This is a genomic window from Candidatus Sericytochromatia bacterium (assembly GCA_035285325.1).
Taxonomy (GTDB): domain Bacteria; phylum Cyanobacteriota; class Sericytochromatia; order S15B-MN24; family JAQBPE01; genus JAYKJB01.
Genome location: JAYKJB010000001.1, coordinates 56107 through 78314, shown reverse-complemented (window position 1 = coordinate 78314; position 22208 = coordinate 56107). Strand labels below are relative to the sequence as shown.

At 63.4% G+C, this 22208-nt stretch carries 19 protein-coding genes; 4 read left to right on the top strand and 15 right to left on the bottom strand.

What is annotated here, in order from left to right:
* Nucleotides 1-345: 345 nt before the first annotated feature.
* Together rpsA and VKP62_00330 are read left to right on the top strand one after the other, a co-directional pair.
* The gene (gene rpsA, locus VKP62_00335; GenBank protein MEB3195627.1) at nt 346-1461 is read left to right on the top strand and encodes a 30S ribosomal protein S1; all 1116 of its coding nucleotides are present in this window, start codon (nt 346-348) and stop codon (nt 1459-1461) included.
* The gene (locus tag VKP62_00330) at nt 1439-2845 is read left to right on the top strand and encodes a DUF512 domain-containing protein (protein ID MEB3195626.1); all 1407 of its coding nucleotides are present in this window, start codon (nt 1439-1441) and stop codon (nt 2843-2845) included. The genes rpsA and VKP62_00330 overlap by 23 nt, the downstream gene beginning before the upstream one ends.
* A gap of 441 nt (nt 2846-3286) precedes the next feature.
* Here VKP62_00330 and VKP62_00325 read toward each other — a convergent pair whose 3' ends face one another.
* From VKP62_00325 to VKP62_00310, 4 genes are all read right to left on the bottom strand, one after another.
* Nucleotides 3287-3559: a GlsB/YeaQ/YmgE family stress response membrane protein gene (locus VKP62_00325; protein MEB3195625.1), complete on the bottom strand. Its 273-nt coding sequence runs from the start codon at nt 3557-3559 to the stop codon at nt 3287-3289.
* 267 nt (nt 3560-3826) lie between these two features.
* Nucleotides 3827-5935 (bottom strand): polysaccharide biosynthesis tyrosine autokinase, encoded by a 2109-nt coding sequence (locus VKP62_00320; protein MEB3195624.1) that lies wholly within the window; start codon nt 5933-5935, stop codon nt 3827-3829.
* 65 nt (nt 5936-6000) lie between these two features.
* Complete coding sequence (locus tag VKP62_00315) at nt 6001-6675, bottom strand: sugar transferase (GenBank protein MEB3195623.1); 675 nt, start codon at nt 6673-6675, stop codon at nt 6001-6003.
* Nucleotides 6672-7802 carry a glycosyltransferase gene (locus VKP62_00310; protein MEB3195622.1) on the bottom strand — a complete coding sequence of 377 codons (1131 nt, stop codon included), beginning with the start codon at nt 7800-7802 and terminating at the stop codon, nt 6672-6674. The genes VKP62_00315 and VKP62_00310 overlap by 4 nt, the downstream gene beginning before the upstream one ends.
* A 96-nt stretch (nt 7803-7898) precedes the next feature.
* Here VKP62_00310 and VKP62_00305 point away from each other — a divergent pair, with 96 nt between their 5' ends.
* Nucleotides 7899-8861, top strand: a complete 963-nt coding sequence (locus tag VKP62_00305) for a tetratricopeptide repeat protein (GenBank protein MEB3195621.1) — start codon at nt 7899-7901, stop codon at nt 8859-8861.
* Nucleotides 8862-9091: 230 nt separating this feature from the next.
* Here VKP62_00305 and VKP62_00300 read toward each other — a convergent pair whose 3' ends face one another.
* The 8 genes from VKP62_00300 to VKP62_00265 form a co-directional block, all read right to left on the bottom strand.
* Entirely contained in the window at nt 9092-11656 is a 2565-nt protein-coding gene (locus tag VKP62_00300; GenBank protein MEB3195620.1) for a SpoIIE family protein phosphatase, read from the bottom strand.
* A complete protein-coding gene (locus VKP62_00295) occupies nt 11653-12516 on the bottom strand; it encodes a polyprenyl synthetase family protein (protein MEB3195619.1) in 864 nt (287 codons plus the stop codon). Before VKP62_00295 ends, VKP62_00300 begins: the two co-directional genes overlap by 4 nt.
* Nucleotides 12517-12619: 103 nt before the next feature.
* Nucleotides 12620-14626, bottom strand: coding sequence for a hypothetical protein (locus VKP62_00290; protein MEB3195618.1), 2007 nt, complete (start codon nt 14624-14626; stop codon nt 12620-12622).
* A gap of 109 nt (nt 14627-14735) precedes the next feature.
* On the bottom strand, nt 14736-15950 hold the full coding sequence (gene coaBC / locus VKP62_00285; GenBank protein ID MEB3195617.1) for a bifunctional phosphopantothenoylcysteine decarboxylase/phosphopantothenate--cysteine ligase CoaBC: 1215 nt from the start codon (nt 15948-15950) through the stop codon (nt 14736-14738).
* A gap of 9 nt (nt 15951-15959) precedes the next feature.
* Complete coding sequence (gene rpoZ, locus VKP62_00280; protein ID MEB3195616.1) at nt 15960-16166, bottom strand: DNA-directed RNA polymerase subunit omega; 207 nt, start codon at nt 16164-16166, stop codon at nt 15960-15962.
* Between the two features lie 35 nt (nt 16167-16201).
* Nucleotides 16202-16831 (bottom strand): guanylate kinase, encoded by a 630-nt coding sequence (gene gmk / locus VKP62_00275; protein MEB3195615.1) that lies wholly within the window; start codon nt 16829-16831, stop codon nt 16202-16204.
* A gap of 3 nt (nt 16832-16834) precedes the next feature.
* On the bottom strand, nt 16835-17113 hold the full coding sequence (locus VKP62_00270; protein ID MEB3195614.1) for a DUF370 domain-containing protein: 279 nt from the start codon (nt 17111-17113) through the stop codon (nt 16835-16837).
* 133 nt (nt 17114-17246) lie between these two features.
* The gene (locus VKP62_00265; protein MEB3195613.1) at nt 17247-17696 is read right to left on the bottom strand and encodes a hypothetical protein; all 450 of its coding nucleotides are present in this window, start codon (nt 17694-17696) and stop codon (nt 17247-17249) included.
* Nucleotides 17697-17968: 272 nt separating this feature from the next.
* Between VKP62_00265 and VKP62_00260 the strand changes: the two genes are divergently transcribed.
* Nucleotides 17969-19216, top strand: coding sequence for a class I SAM-dependent rRNA methyltransferase (locus tag VKP62_00260; GenBank protein ID MEB3195612.1), 1248 nt, complete (start codon nt 17969-17971; stop codon nt 19214-19216).
* 111 nt (nt 19217-19327) lie between these two features.
* Here VKP62_00260 and VKP62_00255 read toward each other — a convergent pair whose 3' ends face one another.
* The 3 genes from VKP62_00255 to VKP62_00245 all read right to left on the bottom strand — a co-directional run bounded on the left by VKP62_00255 (nt 19328) and on the right by VKP62_00245 (nt 22208).
* A complete protein-coding gene (locus tag VKP62_00255) occupies nt 19328-19717 on the bottom strand; it encodes an Ig-like domain-containing protein (GenBank protein MEB3195611.1) in 390 nt (129 codons plus the stop codon).
* 3 nt (nt 19718-19720) lie between these two features.
* Entirely contained in the window at nt 19721-21289 is a 1569-nt protein-coding gene (locus tag VKP62_00250) for a hypothetical protein (GenBank protein MEB3195610.1), read from the bottom strand.
* A gap of 286 nt (nt 21290-21575) precedes the next feature.
* On the bottom strand, nt 21576-22208 hold the full coding sequence (locus VKP62_00245; GenBank protein ID MEB3195609.1) for a hypothetical protein: 633 nt from the start codon (nt 22206-22208) through the stop codon (nt 21576-21578).

Below are 22208 nucleotides of genomic sequence, written 5' to 3'. Positions count from 1 at the left end.
ACACTCTCATCCCGCAGGAGTTGAAATCGACGGTCAGATGAGAACGAGGCCCACGGTGCTGCACCAGTCCGCCAAGGACGGCTACCGCAGCGTAACACACAAGCCCGCCGGCAGGTCTCAAAAGCGCCGGTGTCTGCGAGCCGTCACGCGTGATGAGACCTCCGATCGGGTTCTCTTGCGGTGTTTCGGCATCAGCTGGTACGATAAATGCCACTCGGTCTGGTTCCATCCGGCCGCCGTCTTCCCAGTGGTGGTCCACCACGCGCCGCCACGCCCCGGTCATCGGCCCACAAGACCTGCACGATGGCCCCCAAGCAAAACTCAGGACAAGGGACCTCTCGAAACATGCCTCAAGTGGATGACACCCTCGAATTTGGACACATCGATTACGAATCGACTTTCCGGAATCTCCAGCAAGGAGACATCGTGAACGGGTTCGTCATCAAAGTCGGCCCCGACGAAGTGCTCGTCGACGTGGGCGGCAAGTCGGAAGGTGTCATTCCCATCCGCGAACTTTCGAGCACCCCGGTGGGTGACCCCCGTGAGTTCGTCCAAGTGGGCGACGAACTGGAACTCTACATCCTGCGTGAGGAAAACGAAGATGGCCAGCTGACGCTGTCCAAGAAGCGGGTAGACCAGGCCCGTGGTTGGATTCAAGCCGTCAAGGATTACGAGGAAGAACGGACCATCAATGCACCCGTCAAGGACGTGGTCAAGGGTGGCGTGATTGTCGACTGCTACAAGCTCCGTGGATTCGTTCCCGCGTCTCAATTGCGGACCAAGGGCCCCCACGAGGAACTGATTGGTCAGGAACTGCCGCTGAAGATCATCGAAGTCGACCAGCGCCGGAACAAGCTGATCCTGTCGCACCGCCAGGCGATCGCGGCGGAGAAGGGCAAGCAACGCTCGGAAACGTTGGCGTCCTTGGAAGTGGGTCAAATCGTCGAGGGCAAGGTGGTTCGCATCGCAGACTTCGGCGCGTTCATCGACCTTGGCGGAATCGACGGTCTGCTCCCCATCTCCGAAATTTCCTGGCAGCGGATCCAGCACCCGTCCGACCTGCTCAAGATCGGCGATGACTTGACGCTCAAGGTGCTCAAGGTGGATCGCGACAGCCACAAGATCTCGCTCTCCCTCAAGCAACTCCAGCCCGATCCGTGGACCACGTTGGCGGAGCGCTTCCGTGAGGGCGAAGTGATCGACGGTCGCGTGACCAAGCTGGCTTCGTTCGGCGCCTTTGTCGAAATTGAACCCGGCGTGGAAGCCCTCCTGCCCACCGCTGAAATGTCCGACCGCCAGGTCAAGCCCGAAGAGGTGGTCACCGTCGGTCAAGAACTGCGTGCCGTGATCAAGCGCTTCCGCCCCGAAGACCGCCGCATTTCGCTGAGTCTCCGTGAGGTTGCGCAGGACGTGACCATGGGCGATTCTGAGGAGTCTGATGGGACGTCGGACGAGGAATAAGCCGCAAGGCGGTCTGATTGCCTCTGTCGAGCCGGGCAGCCTTGCTGCCCGGCTCGATCTCCGTCCTGGGGATCGTCTGCTGGCGATCAACGGCAAGACGCTGCGGGACATCATCGATTACCGCTATGAGATGGCGGAGGAATTCGTTCGCCTGAAAGTGCTGCGCGAAGGCAAGGTGTGCTTCTTCGCCCAGGCCAAGGAGATTCACGAGGACTTTGGCCTCCACTTTGAGCTGGCGGTGTTCGACAACATCATCGAATGCCACAACAAGTGTTCATTTTGCTTCATCCACCAGATGGCACGAGGCTTGCGGCACTCGCTGTACATCATGGACGATGATTACCGCCTGAGCTTCCTGCAGGGCAATTTCATCACCCTGACCAACCTCAAGACCCACGACTGGAAACGGATCTACAGCGATCGCCTGTCGCCGTTGAACGTCTCAGTCCATACCACCAACCCGGCCCTTCGCGCGGAGATGATCAAGCATCCGCGGGGCGGAGAGATCAAGCGGCAACTCCGTCGGTTGGCGGCGAACGGCATCGACTTTCACGCCCAGATTGTCTTCTGTCCGGGTTTCAACGATGGTCCGGAACTTGAGCGCACCCTGCGAGACCTGGAAGAATTCAAGCCCCATCTGCTCTCGGTGGCGATCGTACCCGTCGGTCTGACGCAGTTCCGCCAGTACCTGCCGAAACTGTCGCCGGTTTCGCCGGAACTGGCCCGTGCCACGATCGCGCAGGTGCGCCGCTGGCAAACGCATTACCGCGCTCGCTGGGGGGACCCCACCGTTCGCCTGGGCGATGAATTCTACCTGATCGCAGACCTGCCCATTCCTGGCCATGCGCATTATGGCGACTACTGGCAACTGGGAGATGGGGTCGGAGGAGCCGCGCTGATGGCCCACGAATTCAAACGTCTGGCGAAGCACCTGCCGGTACGCCTGACCTCGCCCCGACGCGTCACAGTGGTCACAGGCCAGGCAGGGGAGCGCGTGCTGGCCCCGCTGGTGGACCGCCTGAACCAGGTCGAAGGCCTGACGGTGACGCTGGCCGTCCTGAAAAGCAGTTTCTGGGGTGAGCAAATCACCGTGACGGGCCTGCTGACTTACCATGACATCACCACCAGCCTGGCAGGGCAAAGTCTGGGAGATGCCGTGGTTCTCTCCCGCATCATGCTCAAAGACGGCACGGACCTGACCCTCGACGGCAAGCAGGTAGGTGACATCGCCAGCGCTTTGGGGGTGACCGTCCTCGCCGTGGAAAATTCTGCGAGAGGCCTCGTCTCAGGGGTTCTTGGGCGCGCGGAGGTTTCCCTGGAAGGCGGGGAATACGCCTATCACGGCCCTTACGAGCCCAACCTGCCGCTTGCCGCGCTGAACTGATCGGCGGGGCGCGATGGGCTGGGCCCTTGGGGGCCGTGAACGAACGCCTGTCAGGCTGCCGGGGGCCCTCCGGCCACGGGGGCCGGTGGTGTACCTGGGCTTTCCGGTTGACCGGGCCCCTCTCCTGTCGAGGCCTGTTTGGGTTCCGCCGAGAACTCGGTGGGCCCCTGTCCACCTGCCTTGCCTTCCATGGCGTCCCTGGTGCTGCGAATGAGTTCCGTCGCACGTATGCGCCCCTGCGCCAGCGCTTCCCCGCAGCGTGCCTGAACACGCTCACCGATGGCCTGCCGACACTCTCGGCCGGTCCGAGGCGTCATCAACGCCGTCCCCATCGCCCCCACAGCCGCCCCGAACAACATCCAAGCCAAACGCATCACGCCACGCTCCCCCTCTCTTCACGCGCTTCACCCCGAGCCCATCGAGCGCCCCAGACGCCCCGGGTCAACGGCCCCAGCGAGCCAAGGGCCCGGCCAGGGCACTTAACAACCACACCAGCAAGGCCGCCCCGATGATCGAAGGAATCATGGCGAATCCGGCGATGACAGGCCCGATTGGCAATCCAGCCGCGGAGAACAGGTAGCCACCGATGGCGGACCCCACGATTCCTGCCACCACGGCCCCCAACCAACCGCCCGGCATGCGCCCCGGCGCCAAAGCATCGCCGAGGAATCCCACGATGGCAGCCACCAACAACATCCAGATGAACCCGAACATGGCCCCCCCTCTCAAGCACCGCTCCAGAACACGTGACAACCCGACGCGCCACACCCTGGGCCGCGCAGATCGCCGCACGGGCGTCGGCGCCCCACGCAGATGGCGAGAGGCCGCCCAGAGCAACCTGAGCGCCGCAAGCGGATCGGCCTGGTGCTTCGGGGCAAGACTAGCACGGGTGACTCGTAGCGCCAGCACACGTGCGGGAGGAAAGTCGTGGCGGACGGCGGCCCGTCGCCATCCACGCCGGCGCGGAACTTGACCGGTGCTCTAGTCGTCCGCCATGTTCTTGAGCCGGTCCATGTAGTAGCGCTCAAAGTAGCGATTGTGGTAACGGCTCATCTTGTAGGACATGTTTTTGACCACCATGCCCCGCAGCGGCACGCGTGCCTTCACCAGCAAATCCTTGGCCGTCACCGTGTGTTGACGGGTCGTCGAGCGAACGTCGACCACCAGCAGCACGCTGTCGACCAGGCGCCCGAGTACCGCGGCATCGGTGAAAAAGTTGATGGGCGGCGCATCGAAGAAGATGGCATCGTAATCCCTCCGCAGGCGCGTCACCAGGCGTTTGAAGGATTCAGAATGCAGCGTGGATACCGGGTCTGGGGGGACCGGTCCCGTACAGAGAATATCCAGGTTGTCCACGTCAGTGGGTTGAATGGCCTCCTCAGGCGCCAGGCTCTCGTACACCACGTCATAAAGCCCCATGAGGTTGGGGCGGTCGAAATTGATATGCTGTGAGGGGGCCCGCAGGTCCGTATCGATGATCAGGGTGCGCCGACCGAGTTGGGCGGAGGTGATGGCCAGGTTGGCCAGCACCGTGGACTTGCCCTCCTTGGGGCCAGGGCTGGTAATCAGCACGGCCTGATGCTCGACGTCTGGGTCCACCATGCGCGTGTAAGTCTGAAGGGCACGGTAGGATTCGGTCACGGGAGAGCGTGGGTCTTCCAGGACGACCAGGCGCTTGGTGGCCGCTTCTCGCCCCTCCACCCACGGCAACATGCCAAGAATGGGCAGGTCGAGCACCGACTCGGCATCCTCTGGACGCCGAATGCGGTCATCCAGGTACTCCACCAGCATGGCGATCGCCGCCCCAAACATCACCCCCATCAGGGCTGAAACCGCCACCATCTTCGCCATAGGGGCAAAAGATGCACTGGCCTCGCGGGCTTCCTCGACCAGACGCATGCTTCCGACAGAGATGGCTTCGGTGATGCGCGCCTCCTGCATCCGGCGCACGAAAACGTTGTACGTTTCCTCGGTGGCCGCCTTCTGCCGGAGCAAGCGACTCATCTGCTGCTCCTTGGCCGGCAAGGACGCAAATTTCGCCTCGTAAAGTACCTTCGATGAGGCAAGGGCTTTTTCTCGGACATTCAGCATGACCAGTTCGGATTCGGCCCCGATCAACTCTGATAAGTAACGCGATTCCGTAGGCGTACGCCCGAGAGCGAGTTCATCCTCCGTGAGGCCATTGCCGAGTAAGCGTCTGACCCGGCTGGCCAGAGCGGACTTGACCCGTTCGAGCCGCTTCTGTGCCTCGCGCACTTCCAAGGAATCGTCTTTGAACTGCGCACGCGTGAGCGCGATCGCGGCCTCGGCGCGGGCCCCCTCCGCTTGCAGGGCGTTGAAGGCCGGATCGACGCGCAGCTTTTCGAGACGCTTCGCCAAATCCAGGTCAGTGACTTCCAGATGACGTCGCGCATCGGCCGCTTTGGCCTCGATGATGGAGCGCTGAAACCCGATGTCCATCGTTTCGGAATCGATCGAGGCCAGCTTACCAGCCGTGCCAGCCCCGACATCCGATACGTTGAAAATTCGCTCAGACTGGCGGAAACGGGCCACTGCCTCTTCGGCCTCATTCAGCATGCGTTCGGTCCTGGCGAGCTGTTGCTCGATGAATTGACGCGTCTGCCGCGCCGTCTCTTGGCGTTGCGACTTGTTGGTTTCGATGAATACGCGGCCGACTTCATTGACGACACGCACGGTCTGGACGGGGTCTTGAGACGAGTAACGAACCACAATGATGTCGGTGTTTCCACCAATACTGGCACTCAAACCCGCGTTCAGTGCATCATAGAATGCCGGTCGGTTGGCCTGTGGAATCGCGAGCCGTTCCATCACGGTTTCCAGATTGGGGCGCGTCTTGATCAATTGCAGTTGCGTGTTCACCGGGTTGTTCCACGATGGCATCATCAACCCAACCGAGCCGAGCACCGAGTTGGCAATCGTGTTGGCCTCGTAAAGCAGCCGCACCTCAGCAGAGTACACCACCGGTTGCGCCGAGGCCTTGAGCCAGGTCACGCCACACACGATGAGAGTCGTCAGGGCGATCATCCACCAGCGACGAATCAAAACGCCGGCATAAAACTTCAGATCCATGTCTCTGGCTCACCTGCAAGGCGCGGGTTTGAACCGCGACGCCAACCGAGACCTGGTGTTATGGATCAGTATGCCCCGTCGCGCGTCATCACTACCCAGAAGGTCTTCGCGATGATGAGCAGATCCATCCAAGGCGACCAGTGCTCGATGTAGTACAGGTCCAGACGCACCATTTCCTCGGACGACAGCCTGGAGCGACCGCTCACTTGCCACAGCCCAGTCAGGCCGGGCAGCACGGTCAGACGTCCCCAATGCCAATCCCGGTAGTAGCGCGTGTCCTCGACGGGAAGGGGCCGCGGACCAACCAGGGCCATTTCGCCACGCAGGATGTTCAGCAACTGCGGCAGTTCGTCCAGGCTGTTGCGACGCAGCCAGCGCCCCACCCGCGTCAGACGAGGGTCGTGCGCATTCTTGTACAGCAGCTCCCGCCGATTTTCGGGGTGCCGGGCAACGGCCATCTCGTGGTCGAGGTCCTCCCTCATGGTCCGGAACTTCAGGATGGTGAAAGGCACCCCGCCCTTGCCCAAGCGCGTCTGCCGAAACAGGACGGGCCCCGGCGAGTCCCACTTGATCAGCAGGGCGATCGCGCCATAGAGCCAGGCGAGCAGAAACAGACCGCCCGCGCTGACCAGGATGTCCGTCAAGCGTTTGAAGCGGCTGTGGTTGAGGCTGTCTTCCGGTGACAAGGCCCCCGGGTAGGAGGGCACCAACAACGCATCGTTGCCAAATGAAACCGTCACGCGCCCTCCGGGGGTTCGAACCCCATGGTCTTGATCCGCCGCGCCAGGTGCGCCGTGAATTCGCGTTTGAAGCGAGCGCTGGAAAATTGTTCCGCGTGCCGCGTGATGGCGTCTGCATCGAAGGCGTGCCCGCGGCAACGCTCCAGGGCAGCCACCAGCGCCTCCACCGTGTGTTCGGTAAAAAGCACCCCGGTCTCGCCATCTCGTACCGTCTCCGCCGCTCCACCCCGGGCAAAGGCCACCACTGGTCGCCCCGCCCCCATCGCCTCCACCGGCGCAATGCCGAAGTCTTCAACCCCTGGAAAGATGAAACCTTGCGCCTGTGCGAGGTAGTCACGGACCACCGTATCCGACTGACGCCCGAGGAAACGGATATTGGACTTCGCGCGGCGTTCCAAGTTCGCACGCTCCCCACCATCTCCAATCACCACCAAGGGCCACCCGAGCCGATTGAAGGCATCCACGACCATGTCGATGCGCTTGTAGGCCACCAACCGGCTCACGACCAGATAATAGTCGGCAGGTTGTTGGCTGGACTTGAGAATATCCACGGGCGGATAGATCACATGGGCCGGCCGATGGTAGTACTTTTCGATGCGACGCCTGACATAGTGCGAAATGGCCACGAATTCATCCACACGAGCGGCAGAGAGCGCATCCCAGGTCCGCAAATAGTGCATCAGCAGAGGGAGCAGGGCCCGATGCAAGGGCGAAAGGCGCTCAATCTGCAAGTACTCCTGATACATATCCCAAACATAACGCAGCGGACTGTAACACATGCACATGTGGAAAGCTTGACTGTCAACCAAAACGCCCTTGGCGACAGCGTGACTGCAACTGACCACGATGTCGAAACCACGCAGGTCTATCGATTCGGCGGCGAGAGGAAAGAGCGGGAAATATCGCTGATAGGCCGTCGGACCACCTGGAAGACGCTGCAGAAAGGTGGTTCGAATGTCCCAATCCCGCATGCCGTCCGGCATCCGCGCGGGCGCGTATACCGTGGTAAAAATCGGCGCAGCCGGCAAAAGCTCGTGAAGCGTCGCGAGCACCCGCTCGGCCCCGCCCCCGCCCCCGGCCGTGGCGAGGCCATCGTGTACCAGGGCAATCCTTGCTGCTCTCGCCATACGCGGCTCCTCTCCCAACCGGGTTGTCATTCCCCACGTCGCCGGGTGAGTCGCGGGTATATTTTGAGGGGTGCAAAACGGCGACGAGGGAGCTTCGTGTTCAACAAATACCTCAAAACAATCCTGAACGGGGGGATCCCGGAGCAGGAAATTCGCCCCCGCGAAGATGGGCTGGCAGCCTATGAGGCTGGCGAGTTCCAGCGCGCGCACCCTTTGCTGCTCAAGGCCCTCGAGACTGACCCCTTTGCAGTGGACGTTCTCCTCGCATTGGGACGCATTGACATGAGCAGTGAGCAGTTCGAGAAAGCCGAGGCGTGGCTCAAACGAGCTCACGACGTCGACGTGAGACACGCACTCGTCAATTATCTACTGGGTGAACTGGCCGTGCGACAGGAGCGGTTGCCGGAAGCGGCGGGATACTTCACCAGGGCTGTTCAGAGCGACCCGGACTACACGGATGCCTACATTCGCCTCGGCATGGTGCATCAACAGGCCCAACGCGGCGACGAGGCGATCAAGGCGTTCGAGCGCGCCATCTTCCTGGACCGTTCTGCGGTGGTGGCCCGCTTTCACCTCGCAGAGGTTTGCGTGGCCCAAGGGGACGTGCGTCGAGCCCTGACCCAACTCCACCTGGTGAAGGAGATTCACGGGGATTACCCTCCGATCTTTGTCCTGCAGGGAGAGATTCAGTTCGGGCTGGGAGACTTCCGCCAGGCGGTCCTGGAATTCGAACGCGCCATCGCCCTGGGCATCGACCACGCCGACATTCAAGCGCACCTCTCGCAAGCCCACGCTCACCTGGGCAACCGGGAGGCGGCCTTGCAAGCGGCGCTGCGAAGTCTTGAACACGACCCGGCCCGCCACGCCCTCCGCCTTCAAGTCGCCGAATGGCTCGAGCAGACCCACCGGCTCGCGCAGGCGCGGGCGCACTATGCCAGCTTGGCAGAGACGGAGCCTCACGCGGCACACGCCCAAGAAGCCCTGCTGCGACTGGATGAACGCCTGGCTCAGATCGCAGCCAGCATGGCCGGGAACGATGACGCGGAGGGCCTCCACTGAGAAGCCGGGTTCCAGCCGGGGGAGGCAGGGTTGACACCCTCTCTGACGGCTGGTCCCATGTGATAGAAATCACACGGAGTTCGTCCCTTTGACCTGCGACGAGGTCCTGTTCGGGAAGTCATTTCTTATGGAATCCTTGCTCGCCAGCGTGTTACTGCTCGTTTCAATCGCTTCGATGCACCGCTGGAATCTGGTCTGAACCGCCCAACTCGCGTCCCAGGAACCCCGGCTCAGGACCGTTCAGCCAGGCCGTTGGCCTCTGCCCCGTGCCACTTGACGACGAGGAGGGTCATGTCGTCGCTCAAGGCGTCCCCTGCGGTAAATGCCCTCACATCGCGGTAAATGGCTTCCAGCAACGACGAAGCCGATTCGCCGCCGTGAGTCGCCACGACGGTCTTGACCCTCTCGACTTCGTAAAATTCGAGCTCTCCGGAATGGTGGGAGGAAGGCGCCGTGGCCTCGGTGATGCCATCGGTGTAAAACACCAGCGCGTCGCCGGGTTCCAGATGGAGGGCATGGCTGGTGCAGGTCAAGGACGATCTGACTCCGAGCGGAAAACTACCTGAGATCGCTGGTTCCAGCACCCTGCCGGTGCGCGCCTGCCAGTGCAGCGGGGGAAAATGGCCGGCGCAGGCGAATTGAACAAGTCCGGAGGAAGGCTCCAGCAACGCGTAGGCGCAACTGGTAAACGACTTCACGGAGGCGTGAGCGGTGACCGACACCAACAAGCGATTCAAGGCGGACAGCGTGGGCATGACGCCGGGGTCCTGCTGGGTCTGGTTGAGCAAGCAGGATTTCAACATCGCCGTGGCCAACGCCGCGGCAAAGCCTTTTCCCGCCACGTCCGCGATCGCCAGGGCGACGCGGCCATCCGGCAACGCCAGGCAATCGTAGTAATCTCCAGAGGCTTCGTAGCAAGCCTCCGAGCGGGCGGCAAACCCATAGCCTGGCACGTCAGGCAATTCTGCCGGCAGCATCGCCTGTTGCACCTCCCGTGCCCGACGGAGGTCCTGCGCGACGCGTTCCTTGAAGAGACGGTCCTCGACCAGCGATGCCGTCTTGATGGCGGCCGCCAACGGTAAACGGATGGCCGCTAGAAGGTCTCGATCCTCGGAGGCATATTCCTTGTCGGAGCGCCGAGGGCCCAACACCACGAGGCCCACCACCTCGTCTCCCACCAGCAGGGGAATCCGCTCGTGGGGGCCGAGCGCCGCCAACATCGAGGTGGGACTGGTCTTGCCAGACCCAGGGACATAGGAAAAGTCTCGATGCAGGCCTGCGCGCTGGAGCAGTTCGTCCCCCACGTGCACCAGCAGTTCGGCAAACGGCGCCTGCCCTCGAACCGCTGCCGGGCCCTGAGCCACCAGCATGTCTCCGGCTGCCTCGCGCGTCAGGATGTAACTGTAGCGGGGAGCCAAGGCCGCATCAAGGATGTTCAAAAAGTCGGATTTCAGGACATCGAGGTCGAGGGTTTCCCGAGACAGCGCGTGGACTCGGGCAACCACCGCGCGAAAGTCGTAAGGCACGCGAAAGAAGAGCCGGTCCACCATGCGAGCGAGCGCATCCCGGACCGGCACAAACAACACCACGATGACGGCTGTGACCAGCGCATTTTCCCAATCCGACCCCTGCAAACCCAAGCGGAGAGCCAGCCAACGCACCCCAGCAGCCAGAGCAAAGTAGCCCCCGAACAACGCTGACGTCACCAAGGCATACGTGGTCGTCCGCTTGACGATGATCTCGATGTCGAACAAGCCGTGCTTGGCGATGGCGTAACTGACGCTCAGGGGAAACAAGGCAAAGAGCGACGACGCCCCCAGAAGAATGGCGGGCGCAGGAGGTTGCCCCGTCAGTAAGAGGGGCAAGTTGACCAGCAAGGCATAGGGCAGGTAGGCCAGCGCGACCCCCAAAAGCAAGACCTGTAACTGTGCCCTCTCGCGCCCCACGCTGGCGTGGCGCAGACGCCACAGGAAAAGGGCCAGACCGATGGCAAGGACCCCATTGGCCCAGATGGTTCCGATTTGCTCGGCAAGTTCCACGGCGGCCAGGCCAATCCCCCCCTGCCAGAAAGCCCCTGCAACCCACAGAAACAACGCAGCCGCCAGCCCATAGGGCAAGACTTGGAGTCGCGCGCGCGACTCCCTGACTTGAAGGGGCTGGGGAAAGTTGAGCGCCAGACTCAGCGCGCCACTGGCATAGAGGAAGACGCTGGCGTAATACCAGAGGGGATGCCACGTGTAAGTTCGCTCGAAATCGATATCCAGAAGGGCATAGCAGGCCCAGCCAAGACAGAAAACCAGATTGGCACGAGCGGCTGGGTTGTCTGGCCGAAGCCAGGCAGCGGCCAGCCCCATGACGGCCATGGCCAGAGCCAGAAAGGCACGCACACCGTAAATGCCCAGACAGTCCAACCCCCCGAGGGGGACAACAGCCACCTCGAACTGAAGTGTCTGGTCCCCACGAAGCACCGTGTAGCGGGCGCTTTTCTGGTTCCCGAGTGAACTCACCTGCCGCAGAAAATCGGGGCCATCGGGGATGGGAACGCCCTGCACGGCCACCACCTGATCGCCTGGCCGCAAGCCGGCCCGGACTCCCCGCGTGTAAGGCTCATTGGTGATCCACACGGTCGCCACCCGGTTGACCCGAAAGCCCGCATCAGGTTCACCAATCCCGGCCACCAGGCGAAGCAAGACCGAGCCCCAGAGAGCGAAAAACACGCACGCGCAGACGAGCAAGCCCAGACGCCCCAGGAGGCGACGGTGGATAGCCCCGGAAGCCTCACCGTCGCGCGTCATACGGGGGCAGGTTCGACCACGCCCAAAGCCGTGGCCCAGACGGGCGCCAGTAGCGCTGACAAGGCGTCATCTCCAAACTTGGCCAGGTCCATCGTCAGCTCTCGATGCAAGACCTCCAGGCGCCATTTCGCATAGGTGAGCCCGCCGGATTGACATACAGCCAGGCGCAGGCGTTCCTGATGCTCCACATCGAGCGGTAAACCCGCCGACCACACGGTCGCCAGAACCGGATCAAATTGACGAGCGGCCAGCAACGGCAGGGTCAGCTTCGCCCAAGCCAGGTCGGCATGCGGCGCGGGCTTGAGATAGGCCTCGAGGTCGCTGGCCAATTGAAAGAAACGTCCCGCCGCCACACCAAGCGCCCGCCAGTGGGCCGTTTCGCTGAGACCAGCCGCCAGCGGGGCCAGCTCCGTCAGGACTCCCAGCGCGCCCCCCGCCTTCAGGTCTCCAACGGCCAACACGTCTGCTTCCCCCCAATCCGCTTCTGGATGCGCTCTGAGGTCCAGGTGCTGGCCCCGACTGAGCGCCAGGCCAGCTCGCCCGAAAGCCAGCACACAGGCCACGCGCGCGCTGGGGGAAACGTTCAGGGCCGCCAATTGAGCGCTGTGCAACGACAGTAGAAACAAGCCCACGGTCACGGCATCCGGCCAATCGCCACCTTCCCAGGCCGGAATCGAGGCCAACTCGCCATCCTGTGCGTCATCGATCACATCAGCCGCACAGTGATAGAGGAAGGCCAGAGTCGCCAGCTCCCCCCCCAAATCCTCTGAGAGCCCCAACCAGTCGGCCATCCGCCGAGGCAACTCGGGCACAACCCACAGCGGCGCTGCGGCATACAAGCGCAATTTGCGCTGAAGCACAGCCTCCACCTGCCGTCTCAGTTCCGGCTCAGGCGCCGCCTCCTGCAGCGCCTCACGAATCCTTCGGGAAACAGTCTCCCAAGCGGGCACAGGCGACGGGACCTCAGCCACCCGGCGGCACTCGGATGCCATCCACCTCGACCACTCCCAGGCCGCAGAAAACTTCGGCCATCCGCTTGGGGTTTTCTCGCAAGGTGCCGATCGAGGCCGCCAGGGTCGCCTCGTCGATGCGCTGGAGGTTGGCCTCGAACATCCGGTGCAGGTCCCCCCCTCCCAGCAAGGGAACCTGGTCATAGCGAATGAGGGCATCAAGGCGTTCCGCAAACAGCGCCAGACTGGCCCGCAACTCAGGTTGCTTCACGGCCTCCCGCAAGACGGCGGGTAAGCCACGCGCAACAGGGGCCAACGCACTCTCCGGGTCACGTTGCAGCGCCCGTCGAAAGCCCGCGTCGTCCAGCAGCATCTTGCCGAAGCGGCGGATGGCATCCACCTCGATCGCCCGGTAACCCTGAGCCGCCGCGGAGGCAAAACTCATGGTGCCCCCCTGCATGCGCTGGATCACGTCCAAGCGCCGGGCCTCCGTCTCGAACTGTCCTTGCTCTGCGGGAGACAATCTTGACCACAGCGCTCCAAGCGCTTGGGCCGGATCCCGCGTGAAGGTGGCCACGAACGTCGCATCGCGGGCAGAGACCTTTTCCTGAATCAGCATGAAGGCCTGCTGCAAGGGGAGCAAAGGCTTGCCCGCCTTGCGCGCGAGCGCCAAGGCGCCTTCCGCCTGAGAGCCCAGCACGGCGGTGTTCGCCCGGATCCCGTTGGCCTTGGCGATACGGTCAAAGGTTTCCTGCGAAATTCCCGAGGTGGACAGTTCCGTCGCGACCTTCTGCGCGTCACGGCCCACCTGCCTCAGCAGCGCTTGGGCCTGGTCCGGCGAATACTTGCGGGACGACGCATTCAGGAACAAGAATTTGTCCGGTGCCTTGCGCGCCAGCAGGGTGGGATCCGTGTAAAACGCACGGAAACTCTCGGCAAAATCTTCCAGGGGATTCACCATGGCATAGCCCAAGGCCTCGACCCCAAAGACTTCCTTGATGGCCTCACGCATATTTTGCTTGACCTTCAGGGTTTGTTCGAACTCGCGCCGCAGTTCCGGGTCCTGGATTTCCGAGGCCGCTCGCGCGATCGCCTCAGGCGTCAGGCGCTCGGTGAAATTGTCGTACACGAAGTTGTCCTTGCGGGCGGGTCTCACCCCCGCATTCAAGGCCCGCACCCGGCCCTCGGCATCCACCCCGAATGCCTCATTCCCAGCCGCGTCTTTCCAGCCGGAGAGCAGGGCCCACTCTCGCATGCCAGCCAGGTCCAGCCCCATGCCAAACTGCACCTGATGGCCCAGTTCGTGGACGAGGACCTCGCGCATCCGAGCCGCCTGGGCGTCCCCCATTTCGATCCGACGTTCGCGATACTCCGCCAACGCATGGGGGAACCAGGCACGCAACATCAGGCCCACAGGCGTGGTCAGGGCAAACCGCTCGAAGAGTCGGGCAAGCTGAAACCCAACCTGGCCAGCCAAGCCGCGCCCTCCCTCGATCGCCAGCTCGGCCGCACCATCGGTCTTGCGGTGGAGATGGGCCTCATCGAAGGTCGATTCGGAGACACGTCGCAATTCGAGCCCCTCCAGGCGCGCGCGATCCTGAGGCGTCAGGTCGGACAGAACCTGGAAGGCGATGGCTGCATCGGAGATACGAAACAAGTCGGGGGGCTCGAAACGGAGGCCCTCACCGGGTATCAGTGCCGCAGTTCGCACCTGGAGGCGGCGCGAGACTTCGAGGCGCGCCAGTTCTACCTTGGCTGGTACGTCCGTCAGCAGTTCCTTGCGCACCTCCGCGGGCAAGGCCTCGAGCGCGGCACGATCGCGGGCCGACAGCTTGTGATACACCGGCGGAAGGGGGAAGGCCTGCGACGCGGCTCCGGCCAGCTCTACCCGGTCTGCGGGAGCCGTTTCCTCCAGTATCTCGCGCAAACGGTCGAGTTGAATCGGACCTGTGGCGCGTTTCCCGCCCAGTTTACCCGTTCCCTGCGCGCCCCCTCCCGGCACGTTGGAAAGATGGGTCATCACAGCCTCCCCTGACCTGAGGGGGCCCGAACGCACAGGCCACGCCAGCCAGCCGAAGGCCACCCTTCCCCTTATACCCAGGTGAAGATCGCGCCGTTTGGGTGCCCCATCAACGGAAACGGGCCAGGGTGTGATGCTGCTGGAACAGGTCCCACAGGTGCTCGGCGAGCGAACGTTTGGGCATCACGGGCCATTCCGCCACCACCCCATCGTCTCCGACCACCAGCACCCGATTCTGGTCACTGTCGAAGCCGATGCCGGCAATGCTGACGTCATTTCCCACGATGTAATCGGCCCGTTTGGAGCGCAACTTGGTGCGCGCGGCCTGCTCGGGGTGGCCCGTCTCAGCGGCGAACCCAACCACCAGTTGATGGGCCTTGCGGGCCCCCAAACTCGCCAGGATGTCGGGATTCTTGACCAGATTCAGCGTCCAGCCCCCCTCCCCCTTTTTGTGCTTGCTGGTTTCCGGCGATTCGACCCGATAGTCGGCAACCGCGGCGGCCATGATCAGCACATCCACCTCATCGAATCGCGCCGCCAGCGCCGCTTGCATCTCCAAGGCGGTCTCCACGGGCACCACCTCAACGCCGGAGGGCGCCAATGCGGGAGCCGTCGTGACAAGGGCCACCGCCGCCCCACGCCGGGCGGCCGCCTCGGCCAGGGCGTGGCCCATGCGGCCGCTGGAACGGTTGCCGATATAGCGCACAGGGTCGAGTGGCTCCCGGGTACCACCAGCGCTGACAAGCACCCGACACCCACGCAAGGAGCCGCGCTGCCGCAGGAATGCCTCCAGCCAGTCGACGACGGCGGCGGGCTCCTGCAGGCGCCCCGCTCCCTCGTCCCCACAGGCCATCAAGCCCTCCGCCGGAGGAATCACCCGCACCCCGCGCGCTTGCAAGGTGGCCAGATTGGCTTGGGTCGCGGGATGGGACCACATCCGAGGGTTCATGGCCGGGGCCACCACCAGCGGCGCCGCGGTGGCGAGTGCCGTTGCCGTCACCACGTCGTCCGCCAGCCCGTGGGCCAGCTTGGCCAGCGTGTGAGCCGTGGCAGGAGCGACCAGAAAGACATCCAGGTCCCGACCCCAATCGATGTGGGAGACGCCGACCTCGCCTTCCTGGCCTGAGGAGGGCGAGGAGGACCAAAGGTCCAGATGAACCGGCCGCCCCGAAATGGCCTCGAAGGTCAAAGGTGCCACAAAGCGCGTGGCAGAGGCGGTCATGGCCACGTGGACTTGCCAGCCGCCTTTGCGCAATCGCGACGCCAGGTCCACGCTCTTGTAGGCGGCAATGCCGCCCGTGACGCCTAGCAGAATGGCCGGCAAGCTGGGCGCCTAGATCGCCGCAGCTTCCGCTTGCTCGCGTTGGTGGTCCGCCAGTTCACGCAGCGCCAGCTTGATGGGCTTGCTGGCCTCTGGCGAAGACATCAACATCGGGTCATCCTTGATGGACTTGGCGCGACGGGCCACGGTGAGCACCAGCTGGTACTTGTTGTCTGCCTGGTTGAGCAGTTCCTGGGCCTTATCTTGCATTCCGGACATGAATTGGACTCCTGTGTTTCGGATGGGGCGCGCTTTCAATTCACAGAGAGGACGCGACAGCGTTCTGCTGCGATGATCGCCTGGACTTTGGCCACGGCCACGTCCAGGTCGTCGTTGACCAGTTGATAGTCATAAAATGGCAGATAATCGAGTTCCCGCGAAGCGATGGCCAGCCGTTGACGCACGGCTTCTGGGGACTCGGAGTTGCGTTGCTGCAAGCGAGTGGCCAACGCCTCGAATGAGGGTGGCAGAACGAACAGGGTGACGCAACGCCCGGCGCGTTCGCGCACCTGAATGGCTCCCTGAACCTCGATTTCCAGGATGACGTCCTGCCCCTCGCGCAGACGAGACTCGACAAAGGCCCGTGGTGTGCCATAAAAATGGCGTCCAAACTGGGCATGCTCGAGCAGTTCACCTTCCTGCACCATGCGTTGAAATTCAGCCACCGACTTGAAGAAATAACTCGTCCCCTCTTGTTCGCCTGGCCGCGGGGAGCGGGTCGTCACCGAGACCGACAGAGCGATGCCGCTCTCTCTCGCAAGCAGTTCACGCACGATGGTGCCTTTGCCGACGCCGGACGGTCCTGAGACGATGAACAAGGTTCCTCGGCGACGCGAGGACACGGGCAAGACCGGCAGGGAGAGTGGCGATGAAGGGGACGCCAAGGTTCAGTCATCCTCTCCGGCCAGGCGGTTGTCTTCCGCGCGGGCACTGACGAAGCGATGGGCCACCGTCTCCGGCTGGATGGACGAGAGCACCACGTGGTCACTGTCCGTGATGATCACCGCGCGGGTCCGTCGACCGTAAGTGGCGTCAACCAGACGGCCGGCATCCCTGGCATCCTGCACAATCCGCTTGATCGGCGCGGATTCGGGACTGACAATGGCAACCACCCGATTGGCCGAGACGATGTTGCCAAAGCCGATGTTGATCAGTTTGAGTTCCAAAACGACGCCACCCACACGCGCCCCAAGGGCCGGTCCATCGCGCTGCAGTCCGCCATTTTAACATCCCGCGGCCAATCTTCACAACGGAAGCGAGAGTCGGCCGGGGGGCGGCCAGGAAGTCAGCGAGCGGCGCTCAGGGCCAAAGGGGCACGAAAAACTTGGCCAGCGCCGCCATGGCCGGGGGCAGACCCACCGGTTGCGCTTCCGGAGCGCGCAGCACCGGCGCCGTGTGCTCCGCCTCGGAAGGCGCAGCTGCGAGTACAGCTTTCACCGGCACCTCGCGGTCCATCACGAAGCCCAGTTGTTCTCGCGCCAGCTTCTCGATGCCCGCGTTGGTCTTGGCCGAAGCAATCTCCGCGCGGAGGGCGCGATGCTGCGCCAACGCCGCGACCCGTTCAGACTCGAGCAAACGCCCCTGTTGCAGCAACCGCACTTCCTGGAAGCCCAGCCGGAATACGAGGCCACCGAGGTACAACACCAAGGCAAGAAACAGTAGGGTCGAGGGCAGGGAAGGATTGGAAGTCTTGGCAGCCTTGGCAGCCCGTTCGAGTTCGGGTTGCCGGCGCGCCCTCCGATTGGCCATGGATTGACAACTCCTATCAGGGCGAAACTTTCACCCCGAAGCGGGTTTACGTTAACCTCGCAGCAGGCATGCGTCAAGACAGACCCGTGCCGACTTCACATAACGTAATCGTTTCCCCGACGGGTCCCGCAGCCCGTGAGGCGTTGTGAGAGGCCCGTGTATAATGTTCAGCATCCCCCGAACCTCCTCGCGCAATCTGTGCGCTCCGACACAAGCTTGCGGGCGAAGGGAAGCGCCTGCCGAACCATCGGAGGCACAGAAAGGACGCGTCCGTGGAACCTTTGATTGCCTCGGTGCCTCCCTCGCCGTCCGCTGAGACCGGCGAAGCGGTCGACAAGGTGGTGCTTCGCAAAGGGCGCGAGGCCCGCGTGGCGGCCGGGCACCCGTGGGTCTTTGCCGGCGAGGTCGTCCGGGTGCCGGACAGGCAGGCCGACGGGCAAGTGGTGGCCGTGGAAGACGCGCGGGGCCGCCTGTTGGGCCTGGGCCTGGCCAACACGCAATCCAACATCCTGGTCCGCTTGTTGACCCGTCAGCGGGAGCCCATCGACTCGGCGTTCTTCCTGAGACGGGTGGAGGAGGCCCTGCTGCTGCGGGAGCGCTATGGGCGTTTGTCGCAGGGGCCCGAGGCCGCCTACCGATTGATCCATGGCGAGGCGGACGGTTTGCCAGGCTTGATTGTCGACCGTTACGGAGACTGGCTGGTGGTCCAAGCGCTGGCGTTCGGGATGGCCCAACGCCTACCGATGTTTGCCGAGATCCTGGCCAAGGTGTGCCGGGTTCGTGGCATCTACGAACGCAGCGACGCCCCCGTCCGGACCTTGGAGGGGCTGGAACGGCGGGCAGGCTTGCTCTGGGGCGAAGCACCTCCCGCAGACCTGACCATCGATGAGCACGGGATGAAATTCCTGGTCGACGTGGAAAATGGCCAGAAGACCGGTTTTTTCCTGGACCAGCGACTCAATCGCGTGCGCCTTCGCGAGCTGGTCGGGGGGGCCAAGGATGTGTTGAACACCTTTTGCTATTCAGGTGGGTTCAGCATCGCCTCCGCCCTGGGAGGCGCGGAACGGGTACTGAGTGTCGATATTTCCGCCGAGGCGATCGCCCTGGCCGAACGCAATGCCGCGATCAACGGAGTAGCTTCGCGCTGCGAGTGGCTGGCGGCCAATGCGTTCGATACCTTGCGGGAGCTCGAGCGGGCCGAACGCCGTTTTGACGTGGTGATTCTGGATCCCCCCGCCTTTACCAAGAACAAGGATTCCATCCCGGGTGCCATCCGAGGCTACAAGGACATCAACCTCCGCGCCATGCGCCTGTTGAATCCGGGAGGTCTGCTCGTGACCAGCTCCTGCTCCCACCACATCACCCCGGCCATGTTCAGCGCCATCGTGGCAGAGGCGGCCTCGGATACCCGCAAACGACTGCGACAACTGGAACTGCGAGGTCCCTCGCCCGATCACCCGGTGCTGCCTGCAGCCCCCGAAACGGACTACCTCAAATTCCTGGTCGCCGAGGTCCGCTAGCCTCAGCAAGCCGGCGGGCAGGCGAGACTGGCGGGTGGGGGAGTGGCCGTGCGACGCACCTGCTCCACGCGGTCGCCCAGGTTCAGCAGGACATTCCGTCCGTCCCCAGCGTCAACGCGCGGGGGTCATGAGCAGTTTGGCCCGGCGATAAGCCGCCGGCGCCGGCGCCGGCGCTGCGTTTTCAACCAGGATGCTGTTTTTGAGCAGCTGAACTTCAGCCGCGCCTGGATTGCCGACGGCCTCCACGAAATGAATACCATCGGCTTTCTTGGTGGTATCGAACGGCACCGAAAATTCTGGGCCCTGGGAATCCACCGCCAGCACCTCGCCATCCACGCGAAACTCGACGGAAGAAATGTCGCCTTGCTCGGGCGGGATGTCGACGGCCAATGTGATCGTGCCGCGCTGGACATTGAAGGCAGGCATCGTGTTCTGCCCCGTCCCGGCACAACTGGAAATCAACACAGCGGATGCAGCCAGCAGGACTTGAAGCAGACGCATGACCTAAAACCTCATCTCGATACGGGCAAGCGGCCCGTGCCGAAGGAAGTTATACCCAGCGCCGCCGGTGGCCATGTGCAGGTCGTAACCAAGCGAGGTGCGAACCGCCCCGAAGTCTCCGTAAAGCGAGGGCGTGGCGCCGAATGACACCAGACCGCCCACGTCCGCTGGAACGTCCAGGGCCGCGAAGAGATAGCCGGCCGCCAGCCTCGCATCGAAGCCAAACGTCCCGAAGAGCGGCGCAGCCCAGCGAGTGAAAAGCGTGGGGCCGTGGAACAGCTGGGTTTGTGCCGTCAAGACCGAAACGATGTCAGGTGCGGGAATCTGTTCCCACGCCCCGGAGTCCTGCTGGCCGAGATTGACGGTGTTCAGAAGCCGCAACTGGTACCCGAGTCCCAGCAGCACGTCGTGTCCGAACGGGTCGAGGCGATAGCCGAGGCCGGTGTTGAACGTGTAGGTGTCCCGGTCGTGGCGGGTGCGATCCGACGTTTGCTGGTCGGTGATCTCCAGACGGTGATGATCCACCGAGAGCTGGTAGGCCCAAGATGAGAAGCGCGTCTCGAAGGAGAGGGCTTCGACACTGGCACCCGCTGCATCGAAGGCGTGAAGCTGGCTGGACTCCGAAACGGAGTAGGGAAAGCCGCCTGAAAATCCCAAGGTCGTGGCGCCGGGCTCGGCCGATGGCACGGGCGTCGGTGGCGGTGTCGGAATGGGCGTCGGCACCGGGGTAGGTTCGGGAGTCGGGAGCGCGGACGGCTCGGGCGAAGGAGTCGGCAGAGGCTCCAGAACGGGCGGAGGCGTGGGAATGGCGGTAGGCACCGGCGGGGGAGGCGTCCAGATCGGACGCGGGGTGGGTTCCGGCGTCGGCACAGGGCTCGGGGTCGGCGCTGGCGCGGGGCGCCCCTTCCCACTGATGGAGATCGAGAAATTGACGAAGTCGTTGGCCGGATCCGCCGTGACGTTGAACTCGGAAACGCCTTGTGCACCGACCTGCACAATCACTTGATCGTGCTTGGCGTGTTTCGGACGCGGCCCCACCGAATACTTGAAGTCGGTATGACCGAAGGTCTGGAAGAAGGTGCGCGTGGCCTCGGGCACCTTGGTCTGCGGCGCTTTGCTGGGAGCCGCCGCGGGAGCCACCAGTGGCGTCGCCGCGGGAGCCTCGAAGGGAACCTCTTGAGGCACCAGCACGATCTGATGGCGGGAGGTGTCATTGAGGACCAGCACCTGCGTGGGCGCCTTGAAGTGGAGGACCAGGCGAGTGACGCCGCCCGGCCGATGCGCCATCGTGACGCGTTGCAGGGTCGTGCTTCCGCTCACGGCCTGCGCCAACAGGCCGACATGCCGTGGCATGGCCTTGAAGTCGAAGTACACCCGCGGAGGCGTCGCCAAGGCATCCGAATCGAACGTCGGGAACGCGCCGAAGTAAGGTAGGACCACCGCCTTCTTGGCCACATCGAATCGCGGCGTGCCCAACTCGGTTCCGGCAGCCGCCACCGTTGCGGGGGCCACCCAGGCGGGGGCCACGACAGCGGCAGCAATGCAGATAGAACGAGCGGGGGAGAAGAACATGGCAACCCCTTGTTATTTGACAACCGGTTGCCGTTTGAACGAGTCAAGACGGCATCAACGGGCGGTATCGTAACAACTTGGGGTAACAGAATCTGTGTTCCACGCACCAGAAATGACATAACGTCTGAAAGAGGTGCCGGGGCCGAGCGGACATCAGCGCCCTCCTCGCCCGCCAGCGAGGGACACGAACGGCACGCGACCCTATGGATGGAATGAATGGCAGAAGCCCCCCGTCACCGGTGGGCGAGGGGGGCTTGAAGCGGATGCCGGTGAACGTTGACTCGGGTCAGAAGCGCCGCGGAGCGGGGTAACCCGCGTTCATGGTGCCCATCCCGTAGGAAGCACCCATCGGCGCCCCGTAGGGGCTCCCCGTGGCAAAGCTTCCTGCCGCCGGGGCTGCCGGCATGGTTTCGACCGTCACCTCAGCCTCATCCATGTTCGATTTCGTGGCAGTGATTTCGAAAGGTAGACTTTGGCCAGGCGCCAGTTGCGCTATCACCTGCGTCTTGGTTTCCTCCGTCACGAAGGTCTTGGTGAACAGGCCCTTCTTGTCCTTGAAGTCCACCTTCAAGGTGCCCGAGAGAGGCACCGTACTCGTGTTCACGATGGCCCCCTTGACGATCAGCTTCTTGAAAATCAGGCCGGTCTTGGACTTTTCAACCCCGCTCACCACCAGCGACCCGGTCGTGGGCGCACTGTAGTTGGGGGCTCCCGGCGCGGGGGCGCCAACGGGCGGCGCCACCGGCTCTTGCGGAATCGGCGCGACCGACGGCGCTGGCACGGCAGGCGCCGCAGGAGGAGCGGGTTCTTCCGGCTCCGGAATGTTGGCAGGCATCCGATTCCCACAGCCCGCGAGCAGAAGGGCGCACAGCAAGGCGCCACAAATGCTGATCCGCTTGAGGGTGGTCTGGCTGGCCAT

What these genes read in the sequence shown, in the direction of transcription:
- rpsA (MEB3195627.1), top strand. Translation starts at nt 346, where the DNA reads ATGCCTCAAGTGGATGACACCCTCGAATTTGGACACATCGATTACGAA.
- VKP62_00330 (MEB3195626.1), top strand. Translation starts at nt 1,439, where the DNA reads ATGGGACGTCGGACGAGGAATAAGCCGCAAGGCGGTCTGATTGCCTCT.
- VKP62_00325 (MEB3195625.1), bottom strand. Translation starts at nt 3,559, where the DNA reads ATGTTCGGGTTCATCTGGATGTTGTTGGTGGCTGCCATCGTGGGATTC.
- VKP62_00320 (MEB3195624.1), bottom strand. Translation starts at nt 5,935, where the DNA reads ATGGATCTGAAGTTTTATGCCGGCGTTTTGATTCGTCGCTGGTGGATG.
- VKP62_00310 (MEB3195622.1), bottom strand. Translation starts at nt 7,802, where the DNA reads ATGGCGAGAGCAGCAAGGATTGCCCTGGTACACGATGGCCTCGCCACG.
- VKP62_00300 (MEB3195620.1), bottom strand. Translation starts at nt 11,656, where the DNA reads ATGACGCGCGACGGTGAGGCTTCCGGGGCTATCCACCGTCGCCTCCTG.
- VKP62_00290 (MEB3195618.1), bottom strand. Translation starts at nt 14,626, where the DNA reads ATGACCCATCTTTCCAACGTGCCGGGAGGGGGCGCGCAGGGAACGGGT.
- rpoZ (MEB3195616.1), bottom strand. Translation starts at nt 16,166, where the DNA reads ATGTCCGGAATGCAAGATAAGGCCCAGGAACTGCTCAACCAGGCAGAC.
- VKP62_00265 (MEB3195613.1), bottom strand. Translation starts at nt 17,696, where the DNA reads ATGGCCAATCGGAGGGCGCGCCGGCAACCCGAACTCGAACGGGCTGCC.
- VKP62_00255 (MEB3195611.1), bottom strand. Translation starts at nt 19,717, where the DNA reads ATGCGTCTGCTTCAAGTCCTGCTGGCTGCATCCGCTGTGTTGATTTCC.
- VKP62_00250 (MEB3195610.1), bottom strand. Translation starts at nt 21,289, where the DNA reads ATGTTCTTCTCCCCCGCTCGTTCTATCTGCATTGCTGCCGCTGTCGTG.
- VKP62_00245 (MEB3195609.1), bottom strand. Translation starts at nt 22,208, where the DNA reads ATGGCCAGCCAGACCACCCTCAAGCGGATCAGCATTTGTGGCGCCTTG.